This window comes from Gordonia sp. ABKF26 (assembly GCF_041103195.1).
GTDB lineage: Bacteria > Actinomycetota > Actinomycetes > Mycobacteriales > Mycobacteriaceae > Gordonia > Gordonia terrae.
This window is the reverse complement of record NZ_JBGCVZ010000003.1, coordinates 4,549,593-4,573,572: the sequence shown is the minus strand read 5'-3', so window position 1 is coordinate 4,573,572 and position 23,980 is coordinate 4,549,593. Positions and strand designations below refer to the sequence as shown.

At 68.5% G+C, this 23,980-nt stretch carries 21 protein-coding genes and 1 tRNA gene; 12 read left to right on the top strand and 10 right to left on the bottom strand.

Annotated elements, in window-relative coordinates:
- Nucleotides 1–69 precede the first annotated feature (69 nt).
- A complete protein-coding gene (locus tag AB4Z55_RS21150; RefSeq protein WP_369520453.1) occupies nucleotides 70–2,031 on the bottom strand; it encodes a gamma-glutamyltransferase family protein in 1,962 nt (653 codons plus the stop codon).
- A 138-nt stretch (nucleotides 2,032–2,169) separates the two neighbouring features.
- Between AB4Z55_RS21150 and AB4Z55_RS21145 the strand changes: the two genes are divergently transcribed.
- On the top strand, nucleotides 2,170–2,616 hold the full coding sequence (locus AB4Z55_RS21145; RefSeq protein WP_004020126.1) for an SRPBCC family protein: 447 nt from the start codon (nucleotides 2,170–2,172) through the stop codon (nucleotides 2,614–2,616).
- 8 nt (nucleotides 2,617–2,624) lie between these two features.
- Here the strand turns inward: AB4Z55_RS21145 and AB4Z55_RS21140 are convergent, their stop codons facing one another.
- Together AB4Z55_RS21140 and AB4Z55_RS21135 are read right to left on the bottom strand one after the other, a co-directional pair.
- Nucleotides 2,625–4,238: an MFS transporter gene (locus AB4Z55_RS21140; protein WP_239402876.1), complete on the bottom strand. Its 1,614-nt coding sequence runs from the start codon at nucleotides 4,236–4,238 to the stop codon at nucleotides 2,625–2,627.
- Between the two features lie 52 nt (nucleotides 4,239–4,290).
- Nucleotides 4,291–4,956, bottom strand: coding sequence for a TetR/AcrR family transcriptional regulator (locus AB4Z55_RS21135; protein ID WP_369520452.1), 666 nt, complete (start codon nucleotides 4,954–4,956; stop codon nucleotides 4,291–4,293).
- Nucleotides 4,957–5,106: 150 nt separating this feature from the next.
- Between AB4Z55_RS21135 and AB4Z55_RS21130 the strand changes: the two genes are divergently transcribed.
- Nucleotides 5,107–6,330 carry an oxygenase MpaB family protein gene (locus AB4Z55_RS21130; RefSeq protein ID WP_004020123.1) on the top strand — a complete coding sequence of 408 codons (1,224 nt, stop codon included), beginning with the start codon at nucleotides 5,107–5,109 and terminating at the stop codon, nucleotides 6,328–6,330.
- A gap of 7 nt (nucleotides 6,331–6,337) precedes the next feature.
- Here the strand turns inward: AB4Z55_RS21130 and AB4Z55_RS21125 are convergent, their stop codons facing one another.
- Entirely contained in the window at nucleotides 6,338–7,669 is a 1,332-nt protein-coding gene (locus AB4Z55_RS21125) for an acyltransferase (RefSeq protein WP_248644907.1), read from the bottom strand.
- Nucleotides 7,670–7,928: 259 nt separating this feature from the next.
- Here AB4Z55_RS21125 and AB4Z55_RS21120 point away from each other — a divergent pair.
- Nucleotides 7,929–8,004: transfer RNA gene (locus AB4Z55_RS21120), tRNA-Arg, on the top strand.
- 43 nt (nucleotides 8,005–8,047) lie between these two features.
- Here AB4Z55_RS21120 and AB4Z55_RS21115 read toward each other — a convergent pair.
- Nucleotides 8,048–9,010 carry a GlxA family transcriptional regulator gene (locus AB4Z55_RS21115; protein ID WP_033203698.1) on the bottom strand — a complete coding sequence of 321 codons (963 nt, stop codon included), beginning with the start codon at nucleotides 9,008–9,010 and terminating at the stop codon, nucleotides 8,048–8,050.
- 82 nt (nucleotides 9,011–9,092) lie between these two features.
- On the opposite strand from AB4Z55_RS21115, the gene AB4Z55_RS21110 reads away from it, so the two are divergent.
- The 3 genes from AB4Z55_RS21110 to cobF are packed head-to-tail and all read left to right on the top strand — an operon-like array spanning nucleotide 9,093 to nucleotide 10,921.
- Complete coding sequence (locus AB4Z55_RS21110) at nucleotides 9,093–9,317, top strand: hypothetical protein (RefSeq protein WP_004020120.1); 225 nt, start codon at nucleotides 9,093–9,095, stop codon at nucleotides 9,315–9,317.
- 30 nt (nucleotides 9,318–9,347) lie between these two features.
- Nucleotides 9,348–10,157 carry an SDR family oxidoreductase gene (locus tag AB4Z55_RS21105; RefSeq protein WP_101820334.1) on the top strand — a complete coding sequence of 270 codons (810 nt, stop codon included), beginning with the start codon at nucleotides 9,348–9,350 and terminating at the stop codon, nucleotides 10,155–10,157.
- A 2-nt stretch (nucleotides 10,158–10,159) separates the two neighbouring features.
- Nucleotides 10,160–10,921, top strand: coding sequence for a precorrin-6A synthase (deacetylating) (cobF, locus tag AB4Z55_RS21100; RefSeq protein WP_248644909.1), 762 nt, complete (start codon nucleotides 10,160–10,162; stop codon nucleotides 10,919–10,921).
- Between the two features lie 6 nt (nucleotides 10,922–10,927).
- Here cobF and AB4Z55_RS21095 read toward each other — a convergent pair whose 3' ends face one another.
- Nucleotides 10,928–11,677: an ABC transporter permease gene (locus AB4Z55_RS21095; RefSeq protein WP_369520451.1), complete on the bottom strand. Its 750-nt coding sequence runs from the start codon at nucleotides 11,675–11,677 to the stop codon at nucleotides 10,928–10,930.
- Nucleotides 11,678–11,738: 61 nt separating this feature from the next.
- Nucleotides 11,739–12,479: a 3'(2'),5'-bisphosphate nucleotidase CysQ gene (locus AB4Z55_RS21090; RefSeq protein ID WP_004020114.1), complete on the bottom strand. Its 741-nt coding sequence runs from the start codon at nucleotides 12,477–12,479 to the stop codon at nucleotides 11,739–11,741.
- A 25-nt stretch (nucleotides 12,480–12,504) separates the two neighbouring features.
- Between AB4Z55_RS21090 and AB4Z55_RS21085 the strand changes: the two genes are divergently transcribed.
- From AB4Z55_RS21085 to AB4Z55_RS21070, 4 genes are all read left to right on the top strand, one after another.
- On the top strand, nucleotides 12,505–13,395 hold the full coding sequence (locus tag AB4Z55_RS21085) for a DNA-formamidopyrimidine glycosylase family protein (protein WP_101820338.1): 891 nt from the start codon (nucleotides 12,505–12,507) through the stop codon (nucleotides 13,393–13,395).
- 53 nt (nucleotides 13,396–13,448) lie between these two features.
- Nucleotides 13,449–14,192 carry an SDR family oxidoreductase gene (locus AB4Z55_RS21080; protein WP_004020112.1) on the top strand — a complete coding sequence of 248 codons (744 nt, stop codon included), beginning with the start codon at nucleotides 13,449–13,451 and terminating at the stop codon, nucleotides 14,190–14,192.
- A gap of 80 nt (nucleotides 14,193–14,272) precedes the next feature.
- The gene (locus AB4Z55_RS21075) at nucleotides 14,273–14,803 is read left to right on the top strand and encodes a hypothetical protein (protein WP_369520450.1); all 531 of its coding nucleotides are present in this window, start codon (nucleotides 14,273–14,275) and stop codon (nucleotides 14,801–14,803) included.
- A 20-nt stretch (nucleotides 14,804–14,823) separates the two neighbouring features.
- Entirely contained in the window at nucleotides 14,824–15,357 is a 534-nt protein-coding gene (locus AB4Z55_RS21070; protein ID WP_248644914.1) for a hypothetical protein, read from the top strand.
- Nucleotides 15,358–15,383: 26 nt separating this feature from the next.
- Here AB4Z55_RS21070 and pgi read toward each other — a convergent pair whose 3' ends face one another.
- On the bottom strand, nucleotides 15,384–17,081 hold the full coding sequence (gene pgi / locus AB4Z55_RS21065) for a glucose-6-phosphate isomerase (protein WP_064571231.1): 1,698 nt from the start codon (nucleotides 17,079–17,081) through the stop codon (nucleotides 15,384–15,386).
- A gap of 101 nt (nucleotides 17,082–17,182) precedes the next feature.
- On the bottom strand, nucleotides 17,183–17,542 hold the full coding sequence (locus AB4Z55_RS21060) for a chorismate mutase (RefSeq protein ID WP_064571230.1): 360 nt from the start codon (nucleotides 17,540–17,542) through the stop codon (nucleotides 17,183–17,185).
- A gap of 98 nt (nucleotides 17,543–17,640) precedes the next feature.
- On the opposite strand from AB4Z55_RS21060, the gene AB4Z55_RS21055 reads away from it, so the two are divergent.
- Nucleotides 17,641–19,479, top strand: coding sequence for a hypothetical protein (locus tag AB4Z55_RS21055; protein ID WP_239402887.1), 1,839 nt, complete (start codon nucleotides 17,641–17,643; stop codon nucleotides 19,477–19,479).
- 6 nt (nucleotides 19,480–19,485) lie between these two features.
- Here the strand turns inward: AB4Z55_RS21055 and AB4Z55_RS21050 are convergent, their stop codons facing one another.
- The gene (locus tag AB4Z55_RS21050; protein ID WP_239402888.1) at nucleotides 19,486–21,042 is read right to left on the bottom strand and encodes a hypothetical protein; all 1,557 of its coding nucleotides are present in this window, start codon (nucleotides 21,040–21,042) and stop codon (nucleotides 19,486–19,488) included.
- A gap of 219 nt (nucleotides 21,043–21,261) precedes the next feature.
- On the opposite strand from AB4Z55_RS21050, the gene AB4Z55_RS21045 reads away from it, so the two are divergent.
- Nucleotides 21,262–23,766, top strand: coding sequence for a UvrD-helicase domain-containing protein (locus tag AB4Z55_RS21045; protein WP_369520449.1), 2,505 nt, complete (start codon nucleotides 21,262–21,264; stop codon nucleotides 23,764–23,766).
- Nucleotides 23,767–23,980: the final 214 nt, after the last annotated feature.

Here is a 23,980-nt window from a genome sequence, read left to right as displayed (position 1 = left end):
CGCCGAGGAAAACTACTTGCCCCGGAACCGGTTGAGGCAGTGTCGAACCCGGAACGAGGCCAGGACGGGTCAGCGCAGGGTCGCGTCGTCTCCCATCACGGCACCTTCGCGACGCGGATCGGCGCCGCCGATCCAACCGCCGTCCTGCCGGAGCAACGCGCTGAGACCGCTCGACTGCTCCTCGATCGACACCTCGGCGCCGCGCTCCCGCAGGCCTCGGACCAGGGGATCTCCGGCGCCGTCGTCGGTGGTGTCGACCAGGGGGTGTTCACCGCCGACGTTCGAGGTCGGGGTGTTGGCCGAGCCGAAGTCGATCATCGACACGGCCTGCTGTGGGTCGAGTCCCCAGTCCAGCATCCCGACGATCGTCTTGATCACGAACTGGATGATCACCGACCCGCCGGGTGAGCCGAGGGCTGCGACCACCTCGGCGGGAGCGCCGTCGACGCCCGGTTGCAGGACGAGGGTGGGAGCCATCGACGACCGTGGCCGTTTGCCGGGCGACACCCGGTTGGCGAGCAGCGTGCCGCCGTCGTCGCGGGGCTCCGCGGAGAAGTCGGTCAGCTGATTGTTGAGCAGGAAGCCGTCGACCATGTGGTAGCTCCCGAACGCGGATTCGATCGTCGTCGTCATGGAGGCGACGTTCCCGTAGCGGTCGGCGACGGTGATGTGGCTGGTCCCGTGTTCGGAACCGGCATACGACCCCAGGGGCACCGGCCCGAGGTCGCCCGCCGGGGCCTCGCCGAGCGATGAGTCGGGCTTGATGAGTGCCGCGCGCGATCGGAGATAGGCCGGGTCGAGGATGGTCGCCACCCCTCGTCCGGGGAGGGGGACGAAGTCGGGGTCGGCCACGTATTTGTCGCGATCGGCGTAGCCGAGCCGCTCGGCCTCGGTGACGAGATGCACGGCGGCCGGGTCGGGGCGTCCGCCATCGGCGTCGACGTCGGTCGGGGGCATCGACGGGAGGTCGAAGTTCTCGAGGATGCCCAGCGCCGACGCCACGGCGATCCCGCCCGACGACGGCCCGGGCATGGCCACGATCTGGCGTCCGCGATACGTCGTCACGACCGGGTCCCGGACGAGTGCGCGATACCCGCGGAGATCCTGCACCGTCATCAGACTCGGCGTCATGCCGCCCGCGGTGGACCCGGCCTCGGCGACGATGGCCTCGGCGAGCGGCCCGTCGTACAGGGCCCCGGCGCCGTCGGCGGCCAGCGCGCCGAGCGTCTTCGCGTAGGCCGGGTTGACGAGCCTGGTGCCGGCCGCCTTGGGGGAGCCGTTGGCGGCGAGGAAGTACGCGCGCGCATCCTCGTCGACGGCGAGTTCGGCCGCCGACGCGGCGATCGCGGTCGCGAGCCGCGGGCTGATGTCGAAGCCGTTGTCTGCCAAGCGCACTGCGGGTTCGAACAGGTCACGCCAGGCGTGCCCGCCGAACTCGCCGTGGACCGTCTCCAGCATCCGCATCACGCCCGGCACCCCGATGGACCGGCCTGAGGCGCGGGCACTCGGCACGGGCGGCGCGGGATCGTCGGGGCTGATCCGGGTCAGGTAGGACTCCGTGGCGGCGGCCGGGGCCGTCTCGCGCCCGTCGAAGGCCCGAACACTCTTCGACGCCGCGTCGTAGTAGAGGGCGAAGGCGCCACCACCGATGCCGGACGACTGTGGTTCGACGAGGCCGAGAACCAGCTGCGCGGCGACCAGGGCATCGGCGGCCGTACCGCCGTCACGCAGGACCTCACAGGCGGCGCGGGTGGCGAGCGGATTCGCCGTTGCCGCCGCATATGTCGTGGTGACGACCGGCCTCATCCCGGTCCGGAACCCCGAGGCCACTTCAGGTCTGGTGGCGATGTCGGTCGGTGCGGCGGACACCGACCGGGCGTCGATCATCTCTCCGTTGGGGATCTCGGCGCATGTGATCGGATTCGCTTCCGGCGGGGCCGAATCCGTGCCGCACGCGGTCGCGATCAGGGCGGTGGCCAACGCCGCGGACAGCGCGCGCACGATGACAGGGACTCCGCGACGGGGCGTCATCGACCAAGCGTACTGGCGATCGGCCGTCCGCGAGGAGAACCGGGTCGGGTGGTTCAGGTGAGTCGGGGGGAGCGCATAGGGTCGAGGCGGTAGGGCCGCACCGGCACGGTCGGCCGAACGAGACGAACGGGGAGAATCGTGGGAGTGGTACGGCATCAGGCGCGGATCGACGGGCCGCGTGAGCGGGTGTTCGAGTACGTCGACGGGTATCAGAACGTCAGCGAGTACATGTTCGGGGTGACTCGCTTCGAACCCACCACCGAGCAGACGAGCGGACTGGGCGCGACCTTCGCGGTGACCATCGATGTCGGTCCCAAGGCGCTGAAGTCGATCGTCAAGTGCACCGAATACGTCGAGAACGAACTGATCGCACTGGAGGCGATCGAAGGGTTCGGGGCGAACACCAGGTGGCGATTCGCCGACGCGGACGGTGGGTCGGGAACAGATCTTGACGTCGAATTCTCCTACACACTTCCGGGCGGGATGGCAGGCAAACTCCTCGGCAAGATCATCGGCCCGTTCGCGGCCCAGGCCGTGCGCCACACCGAGGTGACCATCGGCAAGAAGGTCGGCGCCACCGGCTGACCGCCGGTTCAGGCCGCCTCCCGGTCGGCGGGCTCGGGTATCCGGTTCGGCAGGTGTCGCGAGAACAGCAACGCCAGGACGAGGAGACCGAACACGACGAACAGGGCCTGCTGCAGCGCCGCGATCTGCGAGTCCGCGTAGGCCTCGGACACCGCCTGTGCGGACTCCGACGAGCCGCCCGCATCGAGAACGAGGGTGCGGGCCTCGTCGGCGGAGATGATCGGTACGCCCGCGGCGTCGACCGTGCTGACGATCTGCTGCTGATCCGCCGCGGGGAGGTTCTCGGTGTCGTTGACCGCCGACACGAAGCCCGACGAGAGCATGAGGAGAAAGACCGAACCTGCCACCGCGGTGCCGAATGACGACCCCAGGTTCTGGAACGTGCCCTGGAGACCGCCGACCTCCGAGGTGTCCTTCTCCTCGACCGCGGACATGTTGACGTTACCCAGCTGCGAGGCGAGCAGTCCGAATCCCGCGCCCACCACGAACATTCCCGCGGCGAACACGGCGCTGCGCAGGTCGGTTCCCACCGACGCGATGACGAGGAGTGTCCCCAGCGCCATCGTGATCTGCCCGCCCCGGGCGATGAACCGCGCGGAACGTCGTGCGGTGAGCCAGGATCCGAGGATCGAGAACAAGATGAGACCGACCGAGAGCGGCAGGATCTTCACCCCGGTCTGCAGTGCGTCGCGCCCGAGCATCGTCTGCAGGTACACCGGGACCACGAAGAACAGGGCCGCGATCGCGAAGTACTGGGCGAGGAAACCGCCGAGTCCGCTACGCAGAGGGGCGATCCGGAACAACTCGACCCGTAGCAGCGGTTGTCGACCGGAGTCGGCGAGAGTACGTTGCCGCAGGACGAACAGCCAGAGCACGACGACTCCGAGGAGCAGCAGGTAGGCGACCGGCGAGACCCCGAGCGGGGCGATCGCGTCCCCGCCGATCTCCGGCGGGTGCTGCGGTTTCAGCCACCCCCAGGTCTTCGACTGGAGGACGCCGTAGACGATCAACGCCAGACCGCCGGCGGAGGCCACGACACTCAGCGGGTCGATGCGCACGTTCGCGTCCCGGGGGACGTCGCGGATCAGCTTGGCCGCGAACAGGACCGCCACCATCACCACCGTCTCGGCGACGAACACGTAGCGCCACGACAGGTAGGTGGTCATCACGCCACCCAGGAGCGGGCCGATGGCCGCGGCCAGCCCGGTGACCGCGCCCAGGATCGAGAATGCGGTGACACGCGCCTTGCCGGTGTAGTTGATGGCGGCCAGTGATGCGATCGCGGGGATCACCAGAACCGCGCCCAGCCCCTCGACGAGCGACCACCCGATCAGCAGGACGGTCAGGTTGGGACTCAGCGCCGTGGTCAGTGATCCGATGCCGTAGATGACCGCACCGATCTTGAAAGCTCGTGCGCGGCCCATCAAGTCGCCCAGCTTGCCGCCGGTCAACATGAACGCGGCCATCGTGAGCGCGTAGAAGGTGATCGCGGCCTGCATGCCGGTGATCGAGGTCCCCAGGTCGTCGGCCACCACCGAGATCGACACGTTCATCACGGTGCTGTCGAGCACCATGACGAACTGGGAGATGGCCAAGATGATGATCACAGACCAAGAGCGCATCGTCAGTCTCCTCAGATGTGGTGAGCGCTCTGATCTTTACAGGTTCGGGCCGTTATCGCGCGGGATTGAGCATCGGTACGAGGAACTGACGCGCGACGGTGGCGAGCTGCTCGTCGTCGGTGATGTCGACGACACGACTGGGCACGGTGAGGAACGACGCCGACATGCGGACCATCATCTCGGCCACGAGATCGACGTCCAGCTGATCGGAGATGTTGCCCGCCACTTGTTCTCGACGCAGCTGCGCGGCGACGAAATGCTGCACCGTCGCGAGCAGCATGCCGTCCCCGCCGATCATCGACTCGATGAGCATGCTCGGTTCGGCGTCGCTGATCTCGCCGATCAGCGGATTGCCGGAGATGGCGCGGAGTGAACCGACGAAGCCGAACACGACACGGTCGGCGACGGTTTCGGCACGGGGTATCTCCGCGCGGAAGCGGTCGAAGTACCGGCGGAACTCGCGCAGCACCACCTGGTCGACGAGTGCGTCCTTGGTGGCGAACTTCCGATACAGGGTCACCCGCGTGACACCCGCGCTCTTGGCGACCTTCTCCATCGGCGTGCGTTGGACGCCCAGTCGGCAGAACAGTTCGAAGGCCGCGTCGAGGAGGCGCTCGGCGGTCGGGTCGGCCGCTCCCTCGGACGGTGTCGAGGACTCGAGAAACGCGCGCTGGAGTAGTGAACTCGACAGTGAGGCGCCGGTCGGCTGCGTGGTCACCTGGTCACCCCCTTCGTCTCATGATGACCGCCTGGGCTTCCATGATCGCAAAAATCGCGAAACACATGTGTCCTGGACCACCCGGTGGTAACAATGATACAAGGATACGTTGTTTGTCACATTGATACATGGAAGTGATGGGACGGGGTCATGGAAGATCTGAACAGGCGGAATCTCATACGCGCCGGCGGTGTCGTCGGTGCGGCCGGCGCGGTGGCCGCGCTCTCGCAGACGACACCATGGACGTGGTCGCCGGCGAACTCGGTGCCCGGCCGAGGCCGCGGCGCGGATCCGCGGCAGCTGTGGGACGACGAGGCGGATCCGGTGATCGCCAAGGTCATCGACAGCGGACAGGTACACAAGGTCAACCGGCTGCTGCGCACGTGGCATCGTAACTCGCAGCCGCTGCCGGCCGGGCTGCCCTCGGAACTGCGCGACTTCATGGAGTACGCGCGCCAGCTGCCGTCGTGGACCGACCAGGCCAAGCTCGCCGACGCGGTCCGCTTCAACCAGAAACGCGGAACCTACCTCGGCGTCCTGTACGGCTTCGCCAGCGGCATGATGAGCACGGTCATCCCACGCGAGGCCCGGTCGGTGTACTACTCCAAGGGCGGGTGGGACCTCAAGGACCGGATCACCAAGACCGCCAAGCTCGGTTACGACATCGGCTCGTTGAACGCCTATCAGCCCGGCGGCGAGATGGTCGTGACGTGCGTCAAGACGCGCATGGCCCACGCGGGCGTGCGGCATCTCCTGCCGCAGTCGCCGCACTGGGTGCACGGGGCGACGGAGAAGAAGCCGATCAGCCAGGCCGACATCATGGTCACCTGGCACAGTCTGCCCACGACGGTCATGCGCAACTTCGACAAGTGGAACGTCCCCATCGCCGCCGACGAGTCCGCCGGGTTCCTGCACTCGTGGCAGATCAGCGCCTACATGCTGGGAGTGAAGGACGAGTACATCCCCGCCTCGTGGGACGCCGCCGACTCGCAGGCGCGGCAGGTCCTCGATCCGATCCTGGCGCCGACCCCGGAGGGCCGCAAGCTCGCCGACATGCTGCTGGATCTCGGCATGAACCTCGACCTCTCACTGATCTCGCGGGGCGTGCTGGGAGCGCTCACGAGATTCGTGCTCGGCGACCAGGTCGCCAACTGGTACCAGATCCCGCGCGAGCCCGTGTGGAGCCCGCTGCTCGAGACGGCGTGGGGTCCGTACGTGCAGATCCGCGAGGGCCTGCTGAACGTCGGCATGCCGCGGGAGGCGTACTGGCTGTTCGACGAATTCCTCCGCCAGTTCGTGCTCTTCTACATGTCCGAACTCCGGATGCCGATCAACATCGAGATCCCGGTGATCAACAACCCGAAGTACAAGTAGCCCACGCCTAGTCGGCGGACACCTGCGCAGCCCCCGCCGACTCGCCGACTTCCACCGCCCGGTCCTGCTCCTTCTTGTTCCGCTTCGGGAACAGGGGGATGCGGGGTCGGGCGGTCAGCCATTTGCTGAACGGCAGACGCAGGAGGAGGTCGACGAGTACCAGCGATGCCGCCAGCACCAAGGCGATCAAGATGATCGAGCGCAGGACCGCCGAGTGCGGGAACCAGTCGAAGAGCCCGCTGAGGAATCCCACGCGGCCCAGGATGTCGAGGATCAGCGGGTGGACCGCGAAAACCCCGAACGCGCGGAGCGTGGCCTGCGACACCAGCTTTCCGCCGGCCGGGCGGCCGGCGGCGCGTCGGTCATCCCAGACGAGACCGATCAGCCAGAGCAGGACGAAGCCGCCGACGAACCAGGGCAGCGACACCGGGTTCCAGGCCGTGTTGGCCTTCCACGGCACATTGCCCGGTGAGGTCGCCAGCAGGTAGCCGGCGATGGTGAACGCGGCGCAACCGGCCGCCACCAGGACGACCGTGGCCATGTGGTCGCGCAGCCAACGGTCGACGGCCTCGCGGTGCTGCGCGGCCAGGACACCCATCGCGACGAAGAGCGCGTACATCGGGAGCGTCTTCCACAGATGCTGGTACGCGACGTCCCATGCGTGACCGGAGGGTCGGGGGAGGTACTGGTAGACGACGAACACCAGGAGCTGGATCGCGGTCCCGCCGGCGAGCAACAGCCACGGGCGGGTGCGGCCGCGTTCGAAGACCCATGCGATCAGCGGGAAGAACAGGTAGATCTGCATCGAGATCAACAGGAAGTACAGCTGGTACTTGCCCTCGCCCACGAGCAGGTCGTGCGCAAGCCGGGGCAGCATCTCGCCGACGGGCGGGAAGGGGTTGTCGGCCAGGATGAGGTGGTCGGTGATCGTGTAGATCAGCGTCCAGGCGAGGTAGGGGCCGACGACCAGTCCGAAACGACGCCGCCAGAACTGCCACGGCGACATCTCCCGGCCCTGCATGCTCAGCACCAGGACGTACAGCGTGACCGCGACGAAGCCGTAGCGTGTCAGATGGCACAGGGTGCCGACCAGATTCGCGCCGCGGATCTCGTCGACCCCGCCGTTGATGGCATTGACGCTGTGGGCGACGACCACGAAGGTGAACAGCACGACGCGAATGAAATCGGCGGTGTGGGCGCGTCCGCGCGGCTTGGTCGCAGGCGGGCGAGGTGCCGAACCGGCAGGACGTGGTGATGCGGCGGAGTCCGGCGACTCGGCGGTGGTGGCCGTGGTCTCGTCGTCGTCGGCGGTGCGCGCCGATCCTGATGCCGCGTGCACCAACGAAAAGACCTCCCCGGGTGAAACGGTAGAACGTATGCGGTAGGCAGTGTACGGACACAAGCTGGCAGCAACCTCAACGCCGGGGTGTTCCGAGTGGCGACAATCACAACCGGAAATGTCCGTTTCGAGCGATGCCCCGACTATAGCGAGGATGTGCTCGGGAACGTTGGCGGAGAGGGTGCTGCCCGGGTGAGGCGCTGACGTAGACTGCCGGATGGCCGTGCCGCGGAACCGCGGCCACGGCATCGACAACCCCGCCTTCGTAGCTCAGGGGATAGAGCAACCCTCTCCTAAAGGGTAGGTCGCAGGTTCGAATCCTGCCGAGGGCACCACACCGGTTTCGGACGGCAGGTCCATCCGCTGAGCGGTCTCGGGCTATGCATCGGCGCCGGATTTCGCGAACCGCCGACGGTAGACGAGCGGCGAGACGCCGACACTCGCGGCGAAGTGATGGCGCAGCAGCGTCGCCGACGTGAACCCGACCCGCCGCGCCACCTCGTCGACGCTCGCGGTGGTCGACTCCAACAGGTTCTTCGCCGAGAGCACGCGCTGCTCGGTCAGCCAGCGACGAGGCGAGATCCCGACCTCGTCGACGAACCGTCGCGCAAAGGTCCGCCCCGACATGTGCATACGGGTCGCCATGTCGTCGATGCTGATGTCGCGGTCGAGGTTCGCGGTCATCCAGGCGAGCAACGCGCCGAATCCCTCGTCGGCGCACGCCGGCATCGGCGCCTCGACGAACTGGCGTTGGCCGCCGTCGCGATGCGGTGGCACGACCATCCGTCGCGCGATCCGGTTGGCGACCGCCGGCCCCCAGGACTCGCGGACGAGATGCAGTGACGCGTCGATCCCGGCGGCAGTGCCGGCGCTCGTGGTGATGGGGCCGTCGTCGACGAAGAGGACATCGGTGTCGACCTGCGCCTGGGGGAACATGCGCGCCAGATCGTCGCCGTACCGCCAGTGGGTGGTGCACCGGCGACCGTCGAGGAGTCCGGCGGCACCGGCGACGAACGCGCCCGAGCAGACGGTGAGGACGCGTCCGCCGTTGTCGACGACCGCACCGATGGTGTCCAGGATCTCGTCGGGGTAGTCGCCGCTGATGCTTCCGCCGGGGATCACCACGAGATCGACGTCCCGGCACTCCGGCAGGGTGTGTGACACCTGCAGCGAGACCCCGTTGCCCACCCCGAGCGAGGATCCCGGTTCGGGGGACGCGACGCGAAAGTCGAAGGCCGGGACCCCGTCGTCGGTGCGGTCCAGGCCGAACACCTCGTGGACGACCCCGAACTCGAACAGCGCGACGCGTCCGTAGAGGAGGACGCCGACGGATTTCAACACCGCACCAGTATGGCAGATAATTTGCGAACAATGGCTTTGCTGCCACTGTTGGCGGGAAAGCCGTGGGCGAATGATTACTGCCATGACACTCCTCTTCGTTCTCGCCCTTGTCGTCGTCGTCTCGGTCGCCTGCGCGACCGGAGTGCTGGCTCTCGCCGCGCGTCGTACCCCCGCCGGACAGCGGACGCCGGGCCAGCGGATCTCCGACTGGTTCACGCGGAATCCGCGGCGGCCCTATGGCCCCGACACCGAGCGGGTCGCGGCGGAACTCAGCATCCTCACCCGCCGGTACGACAAGCTCATCTGACGCCCGGTCCGCTGCGCTACCGTTGCGGTCGTGACTTCACAGACCGTCCTCGTGACCGGCGCGACCAGTGGCATCGGCGCCGAGGTCGCCCGTCAGTTCGTCGCGCGGGGGCACCGGGTGTACGGCACCACCCGCAACCCCGACTCCGTGCGCAACCCGCTGCCGGGCGTCACCTATGTCCGGCTCGACAACGCCGACTACGCCTCCGCCGAATCGTGCGCGGCCCTCGTCGGCGAGGTCGACATCCTGATCAACAACGCCGGCGAGTCCCAGGCCGGTGCGCTCGAGGACACGTCGATGTCCGCCGTCGAAGATCTGTTCCGGGTCAACGTCTTCGGACCCATCGCGCTGACCAAGGCGGTGTTGCCCGGGATGCGTCTGCGGCGTCGCGGCACGGTCGTGATGGTGGGGTCGATGTTGTCCAGCTTCCCGGTTGCCTTCCGGTCCAACTATGCCGCGACCAAGTCGGCGCTGAAGGCGTTCGCGCTCGCGTCCCGACGCGAGCTGGCGCCCTACGGTATCCGGATGATCAGCGTCGAGCCGGGCACGATCGCGACCGGGATCGGTGATCGCCGGAGCATCCACATCGGCGACGATTCGCCGTACCGCGCCGAGTACGAGACGCTCGCCGCCGCGACGCGTCGCAACGAGGACGCGGGAATCACCGCGGAGAGCATGGCCACCCAGATCGTCGACGCCGCTCTCGCCGACCATCCGAAGCCCTTCTATGCCAAGGGCAATCAGGCGGGCCTGGTCTTCCTCCTCCGACGCCTCGCGCCGAGGCAGCTCATCCTGGATATGACCGCCCGCAAGCACGGACTCCCCAAGGTGACGATCTGACCGTGCGAATCACACTGCGCGTCATCGGGATCGGACCCGGGGGCCCGCGTCAGATCACGCTGCAGGCCATCGACGCGATGGCCGACGTCGACGCCTTCCTCGCACTCGAGAAGGGTACCGCCAAGAGCGGTCTGCTCGACGCCCGCCGCGCGATCCTCGCCGAGCATGCGCGGCAGGGTCATTCGCTGGTGGAGATCCCCGACCCACCGCGCGATCGCGAACCGGAGGACTACGACGCCGAGGTCCGCCGCTGGCATGCTGCGCGCGCCGATCTGATCGCCGCCGCGCTACGCGACGAGGTCGGTGACGGCGGTGTGGCCGCCTTCCTGGTCTGGGGCGACCCCGCACTCTACGACAGCACGCTGCGCATCGTCGACGATCTCGCGGCCCGCGACGACCTCGAACTCGTCGTGGAGGTCATCCCCGGCGTGACCAGCGCGAGCGCGCTCACCGCGGCGCACGGCATCGTCGCCAACCGCGTCGGTGAACCGATCCACACGACGACCGGCCGGCGCCTGGCGGACACGCCCGTGGGCGCCGACGCCAACCAGGTCGTGATGCTCGACGCCGACCTCGCCTTCCGGCACACCGCCGACCCGGACGATCACATCTGGTGGGGTGCCTATGTCGGCACCGACGACGAGATCCTGATCAGCGGCCGGGTCGGCGAGGTCACGGACCGGATCGTCGAAGCGCGCGCCGCGGCCCGGGACCGGATCGGCTGGATCATGGACATCTATCTACTACGGAAAACGAGTCGGTAGTCGTCGTCACAGGTGTTCCCGCGCAACCAGTTCCACGGTGACGACCATGGCGATGGAACTCACCGCCAGCAGGGCGATCAGCACGAACAGCTGCATGGCCGCGGCCGCCCACACCGAGGCGCCGCCGAGGACCATCCCGACGAATGCGCCGGGGATGGTGACGAGGCCGACCGACCGCGTCTGATCGAGGCCGGGTATCAGGGCGGTGGCCGACGCCGGGCCGGCGATCTCCATCCGCGCGTCTCGCCGCTCGAAGCCCAGCGACAGTGCGGCCTCCACCTCACCCCGACGCACGCGCAGCTCGTCGTGTGCCCGTCGACCGGCGAGCGAGGCGGTCACCATGGCGCCGCCGAGCATGATCCCGGCGGTGGGGATCACGGCGATACCGCGACCGGGGAGCACCCCGGCCACGACGAGGGCGGTCACGATCACGATCGTCGGCGCGGCGACCGGCCCGGCGCACCAGATGACGTCGGCGAGTCGGGGACGCGCGGGACGGACACGTCGGGCGGAGGTCCACGCGGCCGCCGAGGCCATCGCCGCGACGAACAGCGCCGAGGCCCAGAGGTGCGGGACGACCGCGGCGAGCACGGCGGCCAGCGCAGCCAGTTGTACGGCGGCACGCAGCGTGGCGACGACGGTCTCCCGAGCCAACCCGCCTCGGCGGTTCACCATCACCGCGACGCCGGCCAGCAGCACGATGACCACCACCAGGGCGGGGCCGATGCGCACCACCGCGTCGCCGATTCCGTTCACCGATCCAGTTCACCAGGGCCGGGCACACACCGGCAGCGGAACGTCCTCTGCCCGCACCGATTCACCAGATCTGCTGCAGCGCGGCGAGCATCTCGTCGCGGATCTCGCTGCGGCAGATGACGAAGTCCGGCATGTACGGATGCCGGTTGTTGTACACGATCTCCGAACCGTCGAGTCGACTGCAGTGCAGGCCAGCCGCCAGCGCGACCCCCACCGGCGCGGCGTTGTCCCACTCGTACTGACCGCCGGCGTGGACGTAGGCGTCGGCATCCCCGCGGACGACGGCCATCGCCTTCGCCCCCGCCGAGCCGACCGGCACCATCTGCAGACCCAGTCGGTTCGCCACATGACTGGTCTCGTAGGAACCGCCCCATCGGGAGGTGACCAGGCGGCGGGTCAGTTCACCGGCGGGGCGCTCGACCGTGTCCGACCGAAACAGTTCACCCGTCGCGGGCAGCGACACCGACGCCTCGGTGACGATCCCGCCCTCGGTCAGGGCGACATGCACGGCCCAGTCCGCCGAACCGGCGGCGAATTCCCTTGTGCCGTCGAGCGGATCGATGATCCACACCCGAGCGGCGGTGGCCCGGTCGCCGACGTCGGCGGCCTCCTCGGACAGCACCGCGTCGCGTGGCCGGTGTTTGCGCAGCACCGTCGAGATCCAGGCCTGCGCAAGCGCATCGCCCACATCGCCGAGCATCGCGCCGCCCAGCAGGTCACCGGACCGGATTCCGAGAAGTACTTCGCCGGCTCCCTGCGCGATCCGGGCGGCCAGGTCGGCGTCGGAAAGTCGGGAGTTCATCCCACAACTAGAGCACACTGGTGGCATGCCTGAGCTCCCAGAGGTGGCCGCCATCGCCGACTACGTCGACGGTCGAGCGGCCGGACTCCCGATCCGTCGGGTCGACGTCGCGTCGCTGTCGGTGCTGAAGACGGCCGATCCGCCCTACACGGCGCTGATGGACCGGATCGTCGAATCCGTCGGACGTGTGGGGAAGTACCTGGTCATCCGGACCGTTCCCGGTTCGGCGGCCACCGCGTCAGAGCCGTTGTTGCAGCTGGTCATCCACCTGTCGCGCGCGGGCTGGGTGCGGTGGAGCGAGGACCTGTCGCCCAAACCCCTGCGGCCGGGCGGCAAGAGCCCGATCGCCCTGCGCGTGCATTGTGGACTACCCGGTGAGGGATTCGACGTCACCGAGGCCGGCACCCAGAAGCGGCTCGCCGTGTGGCTGGTCCGCGAACTCGCCGAGGTCGAACGCATCGCGGGCCTGGGACCCGATGCGCTCGAACTGACGGCCGAGGAATTCGCGGAGATCCTCGCCGGGACGACCGGCCGGATCAAGAACGTGCTCACCGACCAGCACATCATCGCCGGGATCGGCAATGCGTACTCCGACGAGATCCTGCACACCGCACGTCTGTCGCCGTTCGCCTCGTCGAAAACGCTGAAGCCTGACCAGGTCGCCACTCTCTACGACGCCATGCGCGGCGTGCTCACCGACGCGACGGGTCGACTGGAAGGCCAGGCCGTCGCGCGGCTGAAGTCCGAGAAGCGCACCGGCCTGCGCGTACACGCCCGCACCGGCCTGCCGTGCCCGGTGTGCGGCGACATCGTCCGCGAGGTGTCCTTCGCCGACCGGTCCTTCCAGTACTGCGCCACATGCCAGACGGGCGGGAAGGTGCTCGCCGATCGGCGGATGTCGCGATTGCTGAAGTAGCCGTCGCGGCCGGGCGGAGAACCCGGAACTTACCGGCCGGTAGCCTGGCGGTCGTGACGACACGACAGAGAATTCTCATCACGGGGGCCAGTTCGGGGCTGGGGGAGGGCATGGCCCGGCGCTTCGCCGCGCAAGGGCGTTCGCTCGCGCTCGCGGCCCGCCGACGCGACAAACTGGAGGCGCTGGCCGATGAGCTCCGGCCGTCCGCCGAACGTGTCGAGGTCGCGGCGCTCGACGTCACCGACGTCGAGGCCGTTCCCGAGGTCTTCGGGAGACTGGCCGACGGGCTTGGCGGTCTCGACCGGGTCATCGTCAACGCCGGACTCGGCAAGGGGGCGCCCCTCGGTACCGGCAAGGCCGCGGCGAACATCGAGACGGTGCAGACCAATCTGGTCGGCGCGCTCGCCCAGGCCGAGGCCGCACTGGAGATCTTCCGGGCGCAGAACGCCGGCCATCTGGTGCTCGTCAGCTCGATCTCGGGTGTCCGCGGCATGCCGAAGGCGCAGGCCGCGTACTCGGCGTCGAAAGCCGGGCTGACGGCGCTGGGGCAGGGGCTCCAAGCCGAGTTCGCCTCGTCGCCGATCACGGTGTCGGTGGTCGCGCCGGGCTACATCGAGACCGACATCAACCGGGGCGTGAAGACCTCCCTGATGGTCGAGACGGACAAGGGCGTCGATGCGCTGGTCAAGGCGATCGAGGCGGAGAAGGGGTGGGCGCCCGTACCCGCGTGGCCGTGGACGCCGATCGCCGCGGCGCTGAAGTTCCTGCCGGCGTCGGTCAGCCGCCGACTGGTCTGAGCGTTTCCGCCTCGAGCGGAACTCATTCACGCAGTGGACCTTTCATCGTGCACATGGCCGGAGGGGACTAGCGTGGCGGAATGACGCGCAACCGGTGGCGGTCCTGGTGGGTCGTAGTCGCCGCCGTGGTCGGTTGTGCCGGGCTGCTCGGTTGCGTGCCGTCGGCACCGGCCGGCCGGGTCCCGGCATCCTCGTCGGTGCACCCCTCATCGACGTCGCAGCCGACGAAGACGCTGACGACCGGCCCGCGCCGCGACATCGAGCCGGTGGCGGCGCGGTTCCCGGCGCTGGCCGACGCGACCGTCGACGGCTGGGCGGCAGGCACTCTCGGGACGAGCGCGACGGGTCGCGTACCCGGGCCGAGCACCTACTGGTTCGACGCGGTGATGAACGCCGGCGCCGATCAGGTCGCGCGGTGGGCGGCGGAGTACGAGGCGAAACCGGTGCCGGAGCCCCTGTCGCCGGTGAACGAGTTGCGCGAGTTCGTCCCGCCGGGCGAGCTGCTCGGCAGCCCGGAACTCGACCGGGCCTTCTCGTCGGCGCAGTGGCAGGCGCGGGTCTACCTGTCTCCGGCGTCGGGGCGCGTGGTCGTCCTCGGTGTCGACGACTGACCCTGCGTAAGGTGGCCGTCGTGGCGAACAAGCAGGGACAAGTGGTGGCGTCGGGCGCGTTTCAGGCGTTCGGCGCCCGGCAACGGGAGCAGGTCGGCGAACTGCTCGGCGAGATCTTCGACCGCACGGACATCGCGGCCATGGGCTCCGACTGGCGGGGCATCGTCTATTTCACCCTCACCGACGACGAGACGACCTCCGTCGACACGGTTCTGGGCTTCGATCCGTCGAGCGGGACCTCGGGCGAGCTGGCCACCGTCGACGAGGTGGCCGAGGCGATCCGCACCGGCGATGTCGCCGAGGCCGTGGACGTCGCGAGCTTCGATGCCTGGCGGGCGGCGACCGGCACCCGCGCGCTGGACATGGGCGCCTGCGTGCCGCCCACCCTGTACGAGTTCCTCGGCGGCGATCCCGCCGAACGTGACGTGGAGCCAACAGATCTCGTCACCTACGTGGCCACCGCGGCCGCGATCATGGGCCGCATCCAGTCCCTCGGCGTCGAACCCGGGGACGAGATCCCCGACGAGGTCTTCGACGAGGAGTACTGGACCTAACCGCCGGTTGAGCTTGTCGAAACCCCTCAGACCGCGCGGCCGCGGCGTTGCCGGTACCAGGTCACGAGGGCGTCGGTCGACGAATCGTCGTGGGTGTCAGGTGCTTCGGGTTGGACGAGGGTGCCGAGCAGTTCCTTGGCCTGGGTCTTGCCCAGTTCGACGCCCCACTGGTCGAAGGGGTTGATGCCCCAGATGGCGCCTTCGACGAAGACCTGGTGTTCGTAGAGCGCCACGAGCTGGCCGATCACCGACGGGGTGAGCTGGGGGGCGAGGATCGAGGTGGTGGGTCGGTTGCCCGGCATCACCTTGTGGGCCACGACGTGTGCGGGTACGCCCTCGGCGGCGATCTCGTCGGCGGTCTTGCCGAAGGCGAGCACCTTGGTCTGGGCGAAGAAGTTGCTCATCAACAGGTCGTGCATGGAGCCCGTCCCGTCGGCGGAGGTCGGTAGGTCGTCGGTGGGTTCGGCGAAGCCGATGAAGTCCGCGGGCACCATCCGGGTGCCCTGGTGCAGCAGTTGGTAGAAGGCGTGCTGACCGTTGGTTCCCGGTTCGCCCCAGAAGATCTCACCGGTGTCGGTGGTGACGTGGTGGCCGCCGGCGGTGACCGACTTGCCGTTGGACTCCATCGTCAGCTGCTGCAGGTAGGCGGCGAAGCGGGCCATGTCGTTGCTGTAGGGCAGTACCGCACGAACGCCGACGTCCCAGAAGTTGTTGTACCAGAGGCCGATCAGGCCGAGGATCACCGGCGCGTTGCGCTCGAGGGGCTGGGTGCGGAAGTGCTCGTCGACCTGGTGGAAGCCGTCGAGGAACTCGGCGAAGCGTTCCTTGCCGATCGCGGCCATCACCGACAGTCCGATCGCGGAGTCCACCGAGTAGCGGCCGCCGACCCAGTCCCAGAAGCCGAACATGTTGTCGGTGTCGATGCCGAACTCGGCGACTTCGGCGGCGTTGGTGCTGACGGCGACGAAATGCTTTGCCACGGCGTCGGAGTCGGCGCCGAGCGCCTGCAGGAGCCAGGTGCGTGCGGCGGCGGCGTTGGTGAGCGTCTCGAGGGTGGTGAAGGTCTTCGAGGCGATGATGAACAGTGTCGTCTCGGCGTCGAGGTCGGCGAGTGTGCCGACCATGTCGGCGGGGTCGACGTTGGAGACGAAGTGACAGCGGATTCCGGCGTCGACGTAGTGGCGCAGCGCCTGGTAGACCATGACCGGTCCCAGGTCGGAACCGCCGATGCCGATGTTGACCACATCGGTGATGGGTTTGCCGGTGTGTCCCTTCCACTCTCCGCTGCGGAGGCGGTCGGTGAACTCGCCCATCCGGGTCAGGACCTCGTGGACGTCGGCGACGACGTCCTGGCCGTCGACGGTCAGTGTCGCGTCGGCGGGCAGCCGCAGGGCGGTGTGCAGGACCGCGCGGTCCTCGGAGGTGTTGATGTGGGTTCCGGCGAACATGTCGTCGCGGATCTCCTCGAGACCGATCTCGCGGGCCAGGCTCATCAGCAGTTCGAGGGTCTCGCGCAGCACCCGGTGCTTGGAGTAGTCGATGTGCAGATCCCCGACGTCGACGGTCAGCTCGGTGCCGCGCGCGGGATCGATCGCGAACACCTCACGCAGATGCATGGCATACACGTGCGGCTGATGAGCCGCGAGCGCCTGCCAGGACTGCGTCGCGGTGATGTCGCCGTGGTCGGTGCCGGTGAAGTCGCTGCCAGGGGCCTGGGTGCTCATGACCCCTAACCCTATGTGCTCGGCGGCCGGGCCGCGACGGTCGTCACACGCGGCGAGAGCACGTCACCGGATCACCGCGCGGGCGGCGGGGTGCCGAGAGATCAGCGGCCCAGCGGTCCACGCCCCAGGCGCAGCAGCAGCATCGCGAGGGTGTGCCCCTCCTGGCCGAGGTCCTGGAAGCGCTCGAGCACCTTCACCTCGCGGCTGTGGACCAGGCGGGGTCCGCCGGAGGCCATCCGCGCGGCGCCGATCTTCTTCGACACCGCCGACCTGCGCTTGATCGCGGCGAGGATGACGGCGTCGAGCCGATCGATCTCGAGTCGCAGCTGGTCGATGTCGTCGGGCAGGTCGCCGACCTCGGACGAGAGCTGGTACTTGTCGAGGTCGATCGAGTTCTCGAAGGACGTGCCGCCGGACGGGCGGGGGTCCTGAGCGCCGGGGCTGGGGCTGCGATCGGTCACGCGCCCGATTTTGCCACGACGCCCCCCGATGACCCGCACGCGGCCGAGTCACCCGACCCGACCACGACGGCGCTCGGCGCACATGGAAACTGGAGCGCATGCCCAATGCGCGGATGGTGTCCCTCGTCGCCCTGTCCCTCATCGTGGGCCAGCTGATCGTCCGGGGCTGGCTCGTCGCGACCGGCAACTTCTACTGGGACGACCTGGTCCTCGTCGCGCGCGCGTCGTCGAACCCGATCCTGTCCTGGGAGTACCTGGGACACGGTCACGACGGCCACTTCATGCCCGCGGCCTTCCTGCTCGCCGGGGTGGCCACCTGGTTGGCGCCGCTGAACTGGGTGCTGCCGGCACTCATGCTGGTCGTGCTGCAGGGCATCGCCTCGGTGGCGGTGTGGCGGATGGTGCGGACCATCGCGCCGCGCGCCCGCATCGGTGCGCTCGTCGCGCTCGCGTTCTATCTGTTCAGTCCGATGACGGTGCCCGCCTTCGCCTGGTGGGCCGCGGGCCTCAACACCCTGCCCATGCAGGCGGCGATGGCGTGGATCGTCGCCGACGCGGTGCGCCTCGGTTGCGGTGACGTCGACGACGCGCGGCGCAGGCTGGTGTGGGTTCGCTCGACCATCGTCTTCGTGATCGCGCTGGCGTTCTTCGAGAAGTCGCTGTATATCCTGCCGGTCGCCCTGGTGGCCGCCGTCCTCGCGAACGGCGGTGTGCGCGCGACGATGCCGACGCTGCGGGCGGCCCGGGAGTTGTGGATCGCGCTGACCGTCACCGCCGCGCTGTGGATTGCCGTGTACTTCGTCACCACCGATCCGACGTCGGGTGACCATTCGGTGGCGCAGACCGCGCGTCTGGTCTGGCGATCGGTGACCGACGCGATCGTGCCCTCGCTCGTCGGCGGACCGTGGGAGTGGGAACGGTGGACACCGAGCCCCCCGACGGGTTTCCCGCAGATGTGGATGATCGTCGGCGGCTGGCTGGTGCTGGCCGCGGTGACCTGGTGGGCGGTGGCCCGCAGACGCGGTGGCGCGGTGATCGTCGCGTGCGCGGCCCTCTACGCGGTCGCGGCGCAGATCCCGGTGATGTGGAATCGGTCGAGCCCGCAGACCGCGATCGAACTCGCCCAGCACATGCGCTACCTCCCGGACACCGCGCTGGTGTTCAGCATCGCGCTGGCCCTGCTGTGTGCGGCGCCGGCCCGGAACGCCGAGGTGGGCGGGCGGCATGCGCGCACGTCCGACGCGGAGTCCGGGCTCGACGAGGAGCGGTCGGCCTTGCCCGCCTTCGCATCGGTCGTGGGTGCGCTCGTCGCGGTGTCCGCACTGGTCTCGCTGGTCTCGTTCTCGTCGTCGTGGCGGGACAACCCGACCGGCGACTACCTCGAGACGGCGACCGCGTCGCTGCACGATGCCGCGGCGCAGGGGCCGGATGGCCTGACCATGCTCGATCAGTCGGTGCCGCTGGAGATCTTGCAGCCGTTCGTCTACCCCGACAATCAGATCAGCCGCATCTTCGGTCGGGTGGATCCCCGGCCCGACTTCGGGGCGGCCACCGACCGGCTGTTCGTGCTCGACACCGCGGGAAACCTCGTGCCCGGCGGCGTGACCCAGCGACGCATCATCTACGCGGGTTCGGGCACCTGCCGCACCCCGGAGGTCGACGGGCCCTCCCGACTGCGACTCGACGGCCCGCTCTTCTCCTGGCCCTGGACGATCGCGCTGAGTTACTGCGCGACCCGGGACGGCGAGATCGAGATCGCCCTCGAGGACGGGGAAGCGGTCCGGGCGCCGGTCCGCGCGGGACTGGGGTCGGTGTACGTCCGGATCGACGGCGGCGGCGACCACGTGGACATACGTCCCCTGACCCCGGGGCTGCGGTTGCACACCGGCGCCGGTCGGGTGGGCGAGGCCGCCGAGGCGCGCTTCGCCGGCGGCTGAGCGCCCTCAGTCGTAGTAGAAGGCGGAGATGTTGTCGCTCTGGTTCTCCGCGGCGATCAGGGCCCGGAGGGCCGACGCGGTCTCCTCCTCGGCGACGAAGTAGACGACCTTTGCGTCCCCGGCCGCGGTGACCTGTTGCTGCATCTGCTCGCGGAGCACCTCGGTGCCCTCCCAGGACGGATCGAAGGTGCCGCCGACGATGTGCTCCCGATACCCGTCACCGAAGGTGACGTGCATGTTGCCGTCGGTGCCGATGCCGTCGAAGACGTAGTCGCCGCGCTTGATCGCGTAGTAGCTCGGCAGGCCGGTCACGCTGGCACCGAAGCGGGCCTGTTCCGGTTCCTTGTTTCCGGTACGGACATAGACGATCTCGGTGTTGGTCTGCTTCTCGTTGTTGTCGATGAGATCGTTCAGCTCGGTCTCGGTCGAGTCGATGAACGCGAGGTAGGTGAAGCTGTATCGCGACGCGATGTTGGTGTCCGGCGGGAGGTTGGTGGCCGCACACCGGGTGGTGCCGTTGCGACCGAAGTCCACCCGCAGGACCACCTTGCACTCACCGCCGAGCGCTCCGGGTGGTCGGTTGCCGACCGCGAAGTTGAGCGTCAGACCGTAGTTGAAGTGGCCGCGGACGTCGTCGGTGTAAGGGCTGCCCTGCACGGTGTAGTCGAAGGCGCACGACGAGGTGGTGCATGCACCGGTCTGCCGCGAGGACACCACCGGTTGCTTCATCCACAGCCCGGGCGCGGGTACCGACACGAGGTCCGAGACGAGTGCGCGCTGGTTGGCGAACACCTTCTGGGCCTGGTCGGCCGGCTGCAGGCTGACCGCCGCGTCGATGTCGTAGGTGACCGGGCCCTGCACACTCTGACCCTTGACGTTGGTGACGTTCTTCGTCTCCGGATCGAACGTGACCTCCCAGGCCCCGATCTTCACCTTGTCGTCACCGACGAACTCGATCGGCGGGTCGGTGGTCGGCCAGTGGCGGGCGTCGGGCGTGCCCTTGTTGGGTGCCGGGAGTTCGGCCCCCAGCTGCGGCGCGTCGCCGGCCTCGATGTTGCCGATGTCGCCGGCGAGATTGTCCGGGCCGAGGATCGTGCCCAGGCGCGGCATGCTCGTGAAGCGGGTCGAGGCCCACTTGTTGTCCAGGGGCCCGGTGTCGAGGTTCGTCTTCTCCGCGTCGACGAGGAGCTCGGTCCAGAGGGCGCCGGGCGCGCTGATGAACGGACTGTTGCCGATCTGGCGATACTCGCCCTGCTGCGCGCCGAGGGTGATCGTGCCCTCGGCGGTGTTCGACGTGGTGACGATCAGGTCGTCGAACTCGACCGTGCCCTCGCCGCGCTCGTCGTCGTATTTGTAGGTGACCCGGCCGGTGAACTTGGCCGCCGGGCTCGTGGCCATCTTGAACAGCACCTCGTCGAGGCTCTTCTGCGCACGGAAGGCGGGCGTGGGTTCGACGGTGCCCGCGCTGCTGAACGGCACGAACGACAGGACGAGCGCGATGACGAGGGCCAGTGCTCCGACACCGAGTGCGATGGCGGCGGGGACAATGGACGGTCTCTTCATGGGCGCCTCTTCCTGCTCGCCGGGGCGGCGTCGCCGCATGCGAGTTCGTTCGCAGACAGGGCACCCCGAGCCGGTGGTACGGCGTCATATTAGCCGCGGGCGACGACGATCGGGGCCTCAACCCACGGGGCCGGTCGACTGTTCGGTGGACCTCGTACCGGGGCCGAGCGGACCGGCCGACGGGGGTCTGTCGGCAGTGGCGGGTAACCTGGACAACCGATGAACAGCTCTTCTTCTGCCCCTCTTCTCGCCGGTCGCGCGGGCGCCGCCACCTCGGGTGCGGCCGCCGACGATCGGGTCGCGCGCCTGCTCGAAGGTCTCAACCCGCAACAGCGCGCCGCGGTGCTGCATGCCGGCGCACCGCTGTTGATCGTGGCGGGTGCCGGCTCGGGCAAGACGGCGGTGCTGACCCGCCGGATCGCCTACCTGCTGGCCGCGCGGGATGTCACACCCGGGCAGATCCTGGCCATCACGTTCACCAACAAGGCCGCCGCGGAGATGCGCGAGCGCGTCATCGATCTCGTCGGCCCCCGTGCCGCCTACATGTGGGTCTCGACGTTCCACTCCACGTGTGTGCGCATCCTGCGCGCGCAGTCGGGGTTGCTGGAGTCGATGAACTCCAACTTCTCCATCTACGACTCCGACGACTCGAAGCGGTTGTTCGGCATGGTGATCCGCGACCTCGACCTCGACCCCAAGAAGTTCAGCCCGCGCGGGGTGTCGGTGGCCGTCTCGAACTTCAAGAACGAGCTGATCTCGCCCGACGAGGCACTGGCCTCGGCGCCCGAGGACGATCCGACCTCGACGACGATCGCCCGGATCTACGCCGAGTACCAGCGTCGGCTGCGCGCCGCCAACGCCTTCGACTTCGACGACCTGATCGGCGAGACCGTCGCGCTGCTGCACCGGCACCCGCAGGTCGCCGAGTACTACCGGCGTCGGTTCCGTCACGTTCTGGTCGACGAATACCAGGACACCAACCACGCGCAGTACGTGCTCATCCGCGAGCTGGTGGGAGAGCAGACCACCGCGAGCGGTCTGGAACCGTCCGAACTGTGCGTGGTCGGCGATGCCGACCAGTCCATCTATGCGTTCCGCGGTGCCACGATCCGCAACATCGAGGAGTTCGAGCGCGACTTCCCGTCCGCCGAAACCGTTCTCCTCGAACAGAACTACCGGTCGACGCAAACGATCCTGTCGGCCGCCAACGCGGTCATCGCGCGCAACTCGAACCGGCGCGAGAAGCGGCTGTGGACCGACTCCGGCGAGGGTGAACTCATCGTCGGCTATGTCGCCGACTCCGACCGTGACGAGTCGACGTTCATCGCCAAGGAGATCGAGGAGCTCACCGATTACTCGATCGGCGGTTCGTCGAGCCACAAGTACTCCGACGTCGCGGTGTTCTACCGCACCAACACGGGGTCGCGTGCGATCGAGGAAGTGTTCGTCCGGCACGGGATTCCGTACAAGGTCGTCGGCGGTACCAAGTTCTACGAGCGCAAGGAGGTGCGCGACGTGGTGGCCTACCTGCGGGTGGTCGCCAACCCGGACGACTCGGTCAGCCTGCGCCGCATCCTCAACACCCCCCGGCGCGGCATCGGCGACCGCGCCGAGGCCTGCGTCGCCGTGCATTCGGAGAACACCGGCCGGAGCTTCTACGAGTCGCTGATGGACGCGGCCGAGGGCAAGGTCGCCCTGTTGAACACACGGGCCGTCAAGCAGATCGGCGGGTTCGTCGAACTCATCGAGGGCCTGCGTTCGGACTTCCTCACCCACTTCGGCGAGGCGGGCACCGAAGACGCCGACGTGGCCTTCCTCGATGCCACCGAGGAATCGGCGGACATCGGCGAACTCGTCGACGCGATCGTCGAACGCAGCGGCTACCGGGCCGAACTCGAGGCCTCCAACGATCCGCAGGATGGCGCCCGGCTCGACAACATCAACGAACTCGTCGCCGTGGCAAGAGAATTCAGTGCCGACGCGGCACAGGTCGACGCCGATGCCGACGACCCCGACATCGAGGTCGACCGCGAGGGTGAGCCCGAACCCGGTTCGCTCGCAGCGTTTCTCGAGCGCGTCTCGCTGGTCGCCGACGCCGATCAGGTGCCCGACGAGGGCGAGGGTGTGGTCACGATGATGACCCTGCACACCGCCAAGGGGCTGGAGTTCCCGGTCGTCTTCGTGACCGGTTGGGAGGACGGACATTTCCCGCACATGCGGGCGCTGGGCGATCCGGCCGAGTTGAGCGAGGAGCGACGCCTCGCGTACGTGGGCATCACCCGCGCCAAGCAGCGGCTGTATCTCACCCGTTCGGTCACCCGCGCCTCGTGGGGTCAGCCGGTGTCGAACCCGGAATCCCGTTTCCTGCAGGAGATCCCGCAACACCTCATCGACTGGCGTCGCACCGAACCCCGGCGCTCGGCACGGGGGTTCGGCGGGTCTTCGGGCGGAGTGTTCGGCCGCGACGGGGGATTCTCCGGCTCGGGCGGTTCGTCGTCGATGGGTCGCGGACGTTCGTCGTATTCCTCGGATCCGGCACGTGGTCGCAACAAGCAGGTCCTGCTCGACATCGGCGATCGGCACAACCACCCGAAGTACGGGATGGGCAAGGTCGTGGCCAAGGAAGGCAGCGGCGCCACCGAGCGCGTCACGATCGACTACGGCGGCAGCGCGGGTCGAGTCACTCTTCTCACCGCGGGCGGGATTCCCGGGGACAAGCTGTAGGGGTGCGCGGCGGGCCTCGCTCGGATTCGCCGGGCTCACTGATCTGAAAGAAGTGACCCCCACTGCTCCCTGAGGAGGCCGGAGCCAGCGGAGGCCGTCACGAAGGTCCTGGTGAGGTGCGTGGACGCGGAGTGGGACCCTCGCCAGCTCACTCCCCGGTTCGATTGGAAATTCTCGTCCGCCTCACCTTGGTCGAAGGGCAATGTGCCCTTCA

Coding starts and splice junctions, on each gene's coding strand:
- AB4Z55_RS21150 (WP_369520453.1), bottom strand. CDS start 2,031: ATGACGCCCCGTCGCGGAGTCCCTGTCATCGTGCGCGCGCTGTCCGCG.
- AB4Z55_RS21130 (WP_004020123.1), top strand. CDS start 5,107: ATGGAAGATCTGAACAGGCGGAATCTCATACGCGCCGGCGGTGTCGTC.
- AB4Z55_RS21075 (WP_369520450.1), top strand. CDS start 14,273: ATGACGCGCAACCGGTGGCGGTCCTGGTGGGTCGTAGTCGCCGCCGTG.
- AB4Z55_RS21110 (WP_004020120.1), top strand. CDS start 9,093: ATGACACTCCTCTTCGTTCTCGCCCTTGTCGTCGTCGTCTCGGTCGCC.
- AB4Z55_RS21050 (WP_239402888.1), bottom strand. CDS start 21,042: ATGAAGAGACCGTCCATTGTCCCCGCCGCCATCGCACTCGGTGTCGGA.
- pgi (WP_064571231.1), bottom strand. CDS start 17,081: ATGAGCACCCAGGCCCCTGGCAGCGACTTCACCGGCACCGACCACGGC.
- AB4Z55_RS21055 (WP_239402887.1), top strand. CDS start 17,641: ATGCCCAATGCGCGGATGGTGTCCCTCGTCGCCCTGTCCCTCATCGTG.
- AB4Z55_RS21140 (WP_239402876.1), bottom strand. CDS start 4,238: ATGCGCTCTTGGTCTGTGATCATCATCTTGGCCATCTCCCAGTTCGTC.
- AB4Z55_RS21090 (WP_004020114.1), bottom strand. CDS start 12,479: ATGAACTCCCGACTTTCCGACGCCGACCTGGCCGCCCGGATCGCGCAG.
- AB4Z55_RS21045 (WP_369520449.1), top strand. CDS start 21,262: ATGAACAGCTCTTCTTCTGCCCCTCTTCTCGCCGGTCGCGCGGGCGCC.
- AB4Z55_RS21085 (WP_101820338.1), top strand. CDS start 12,505: ATGCCTGAGCTCCCAGAGGTGGCCGCCATCGCCGACTACGTCGACGGT.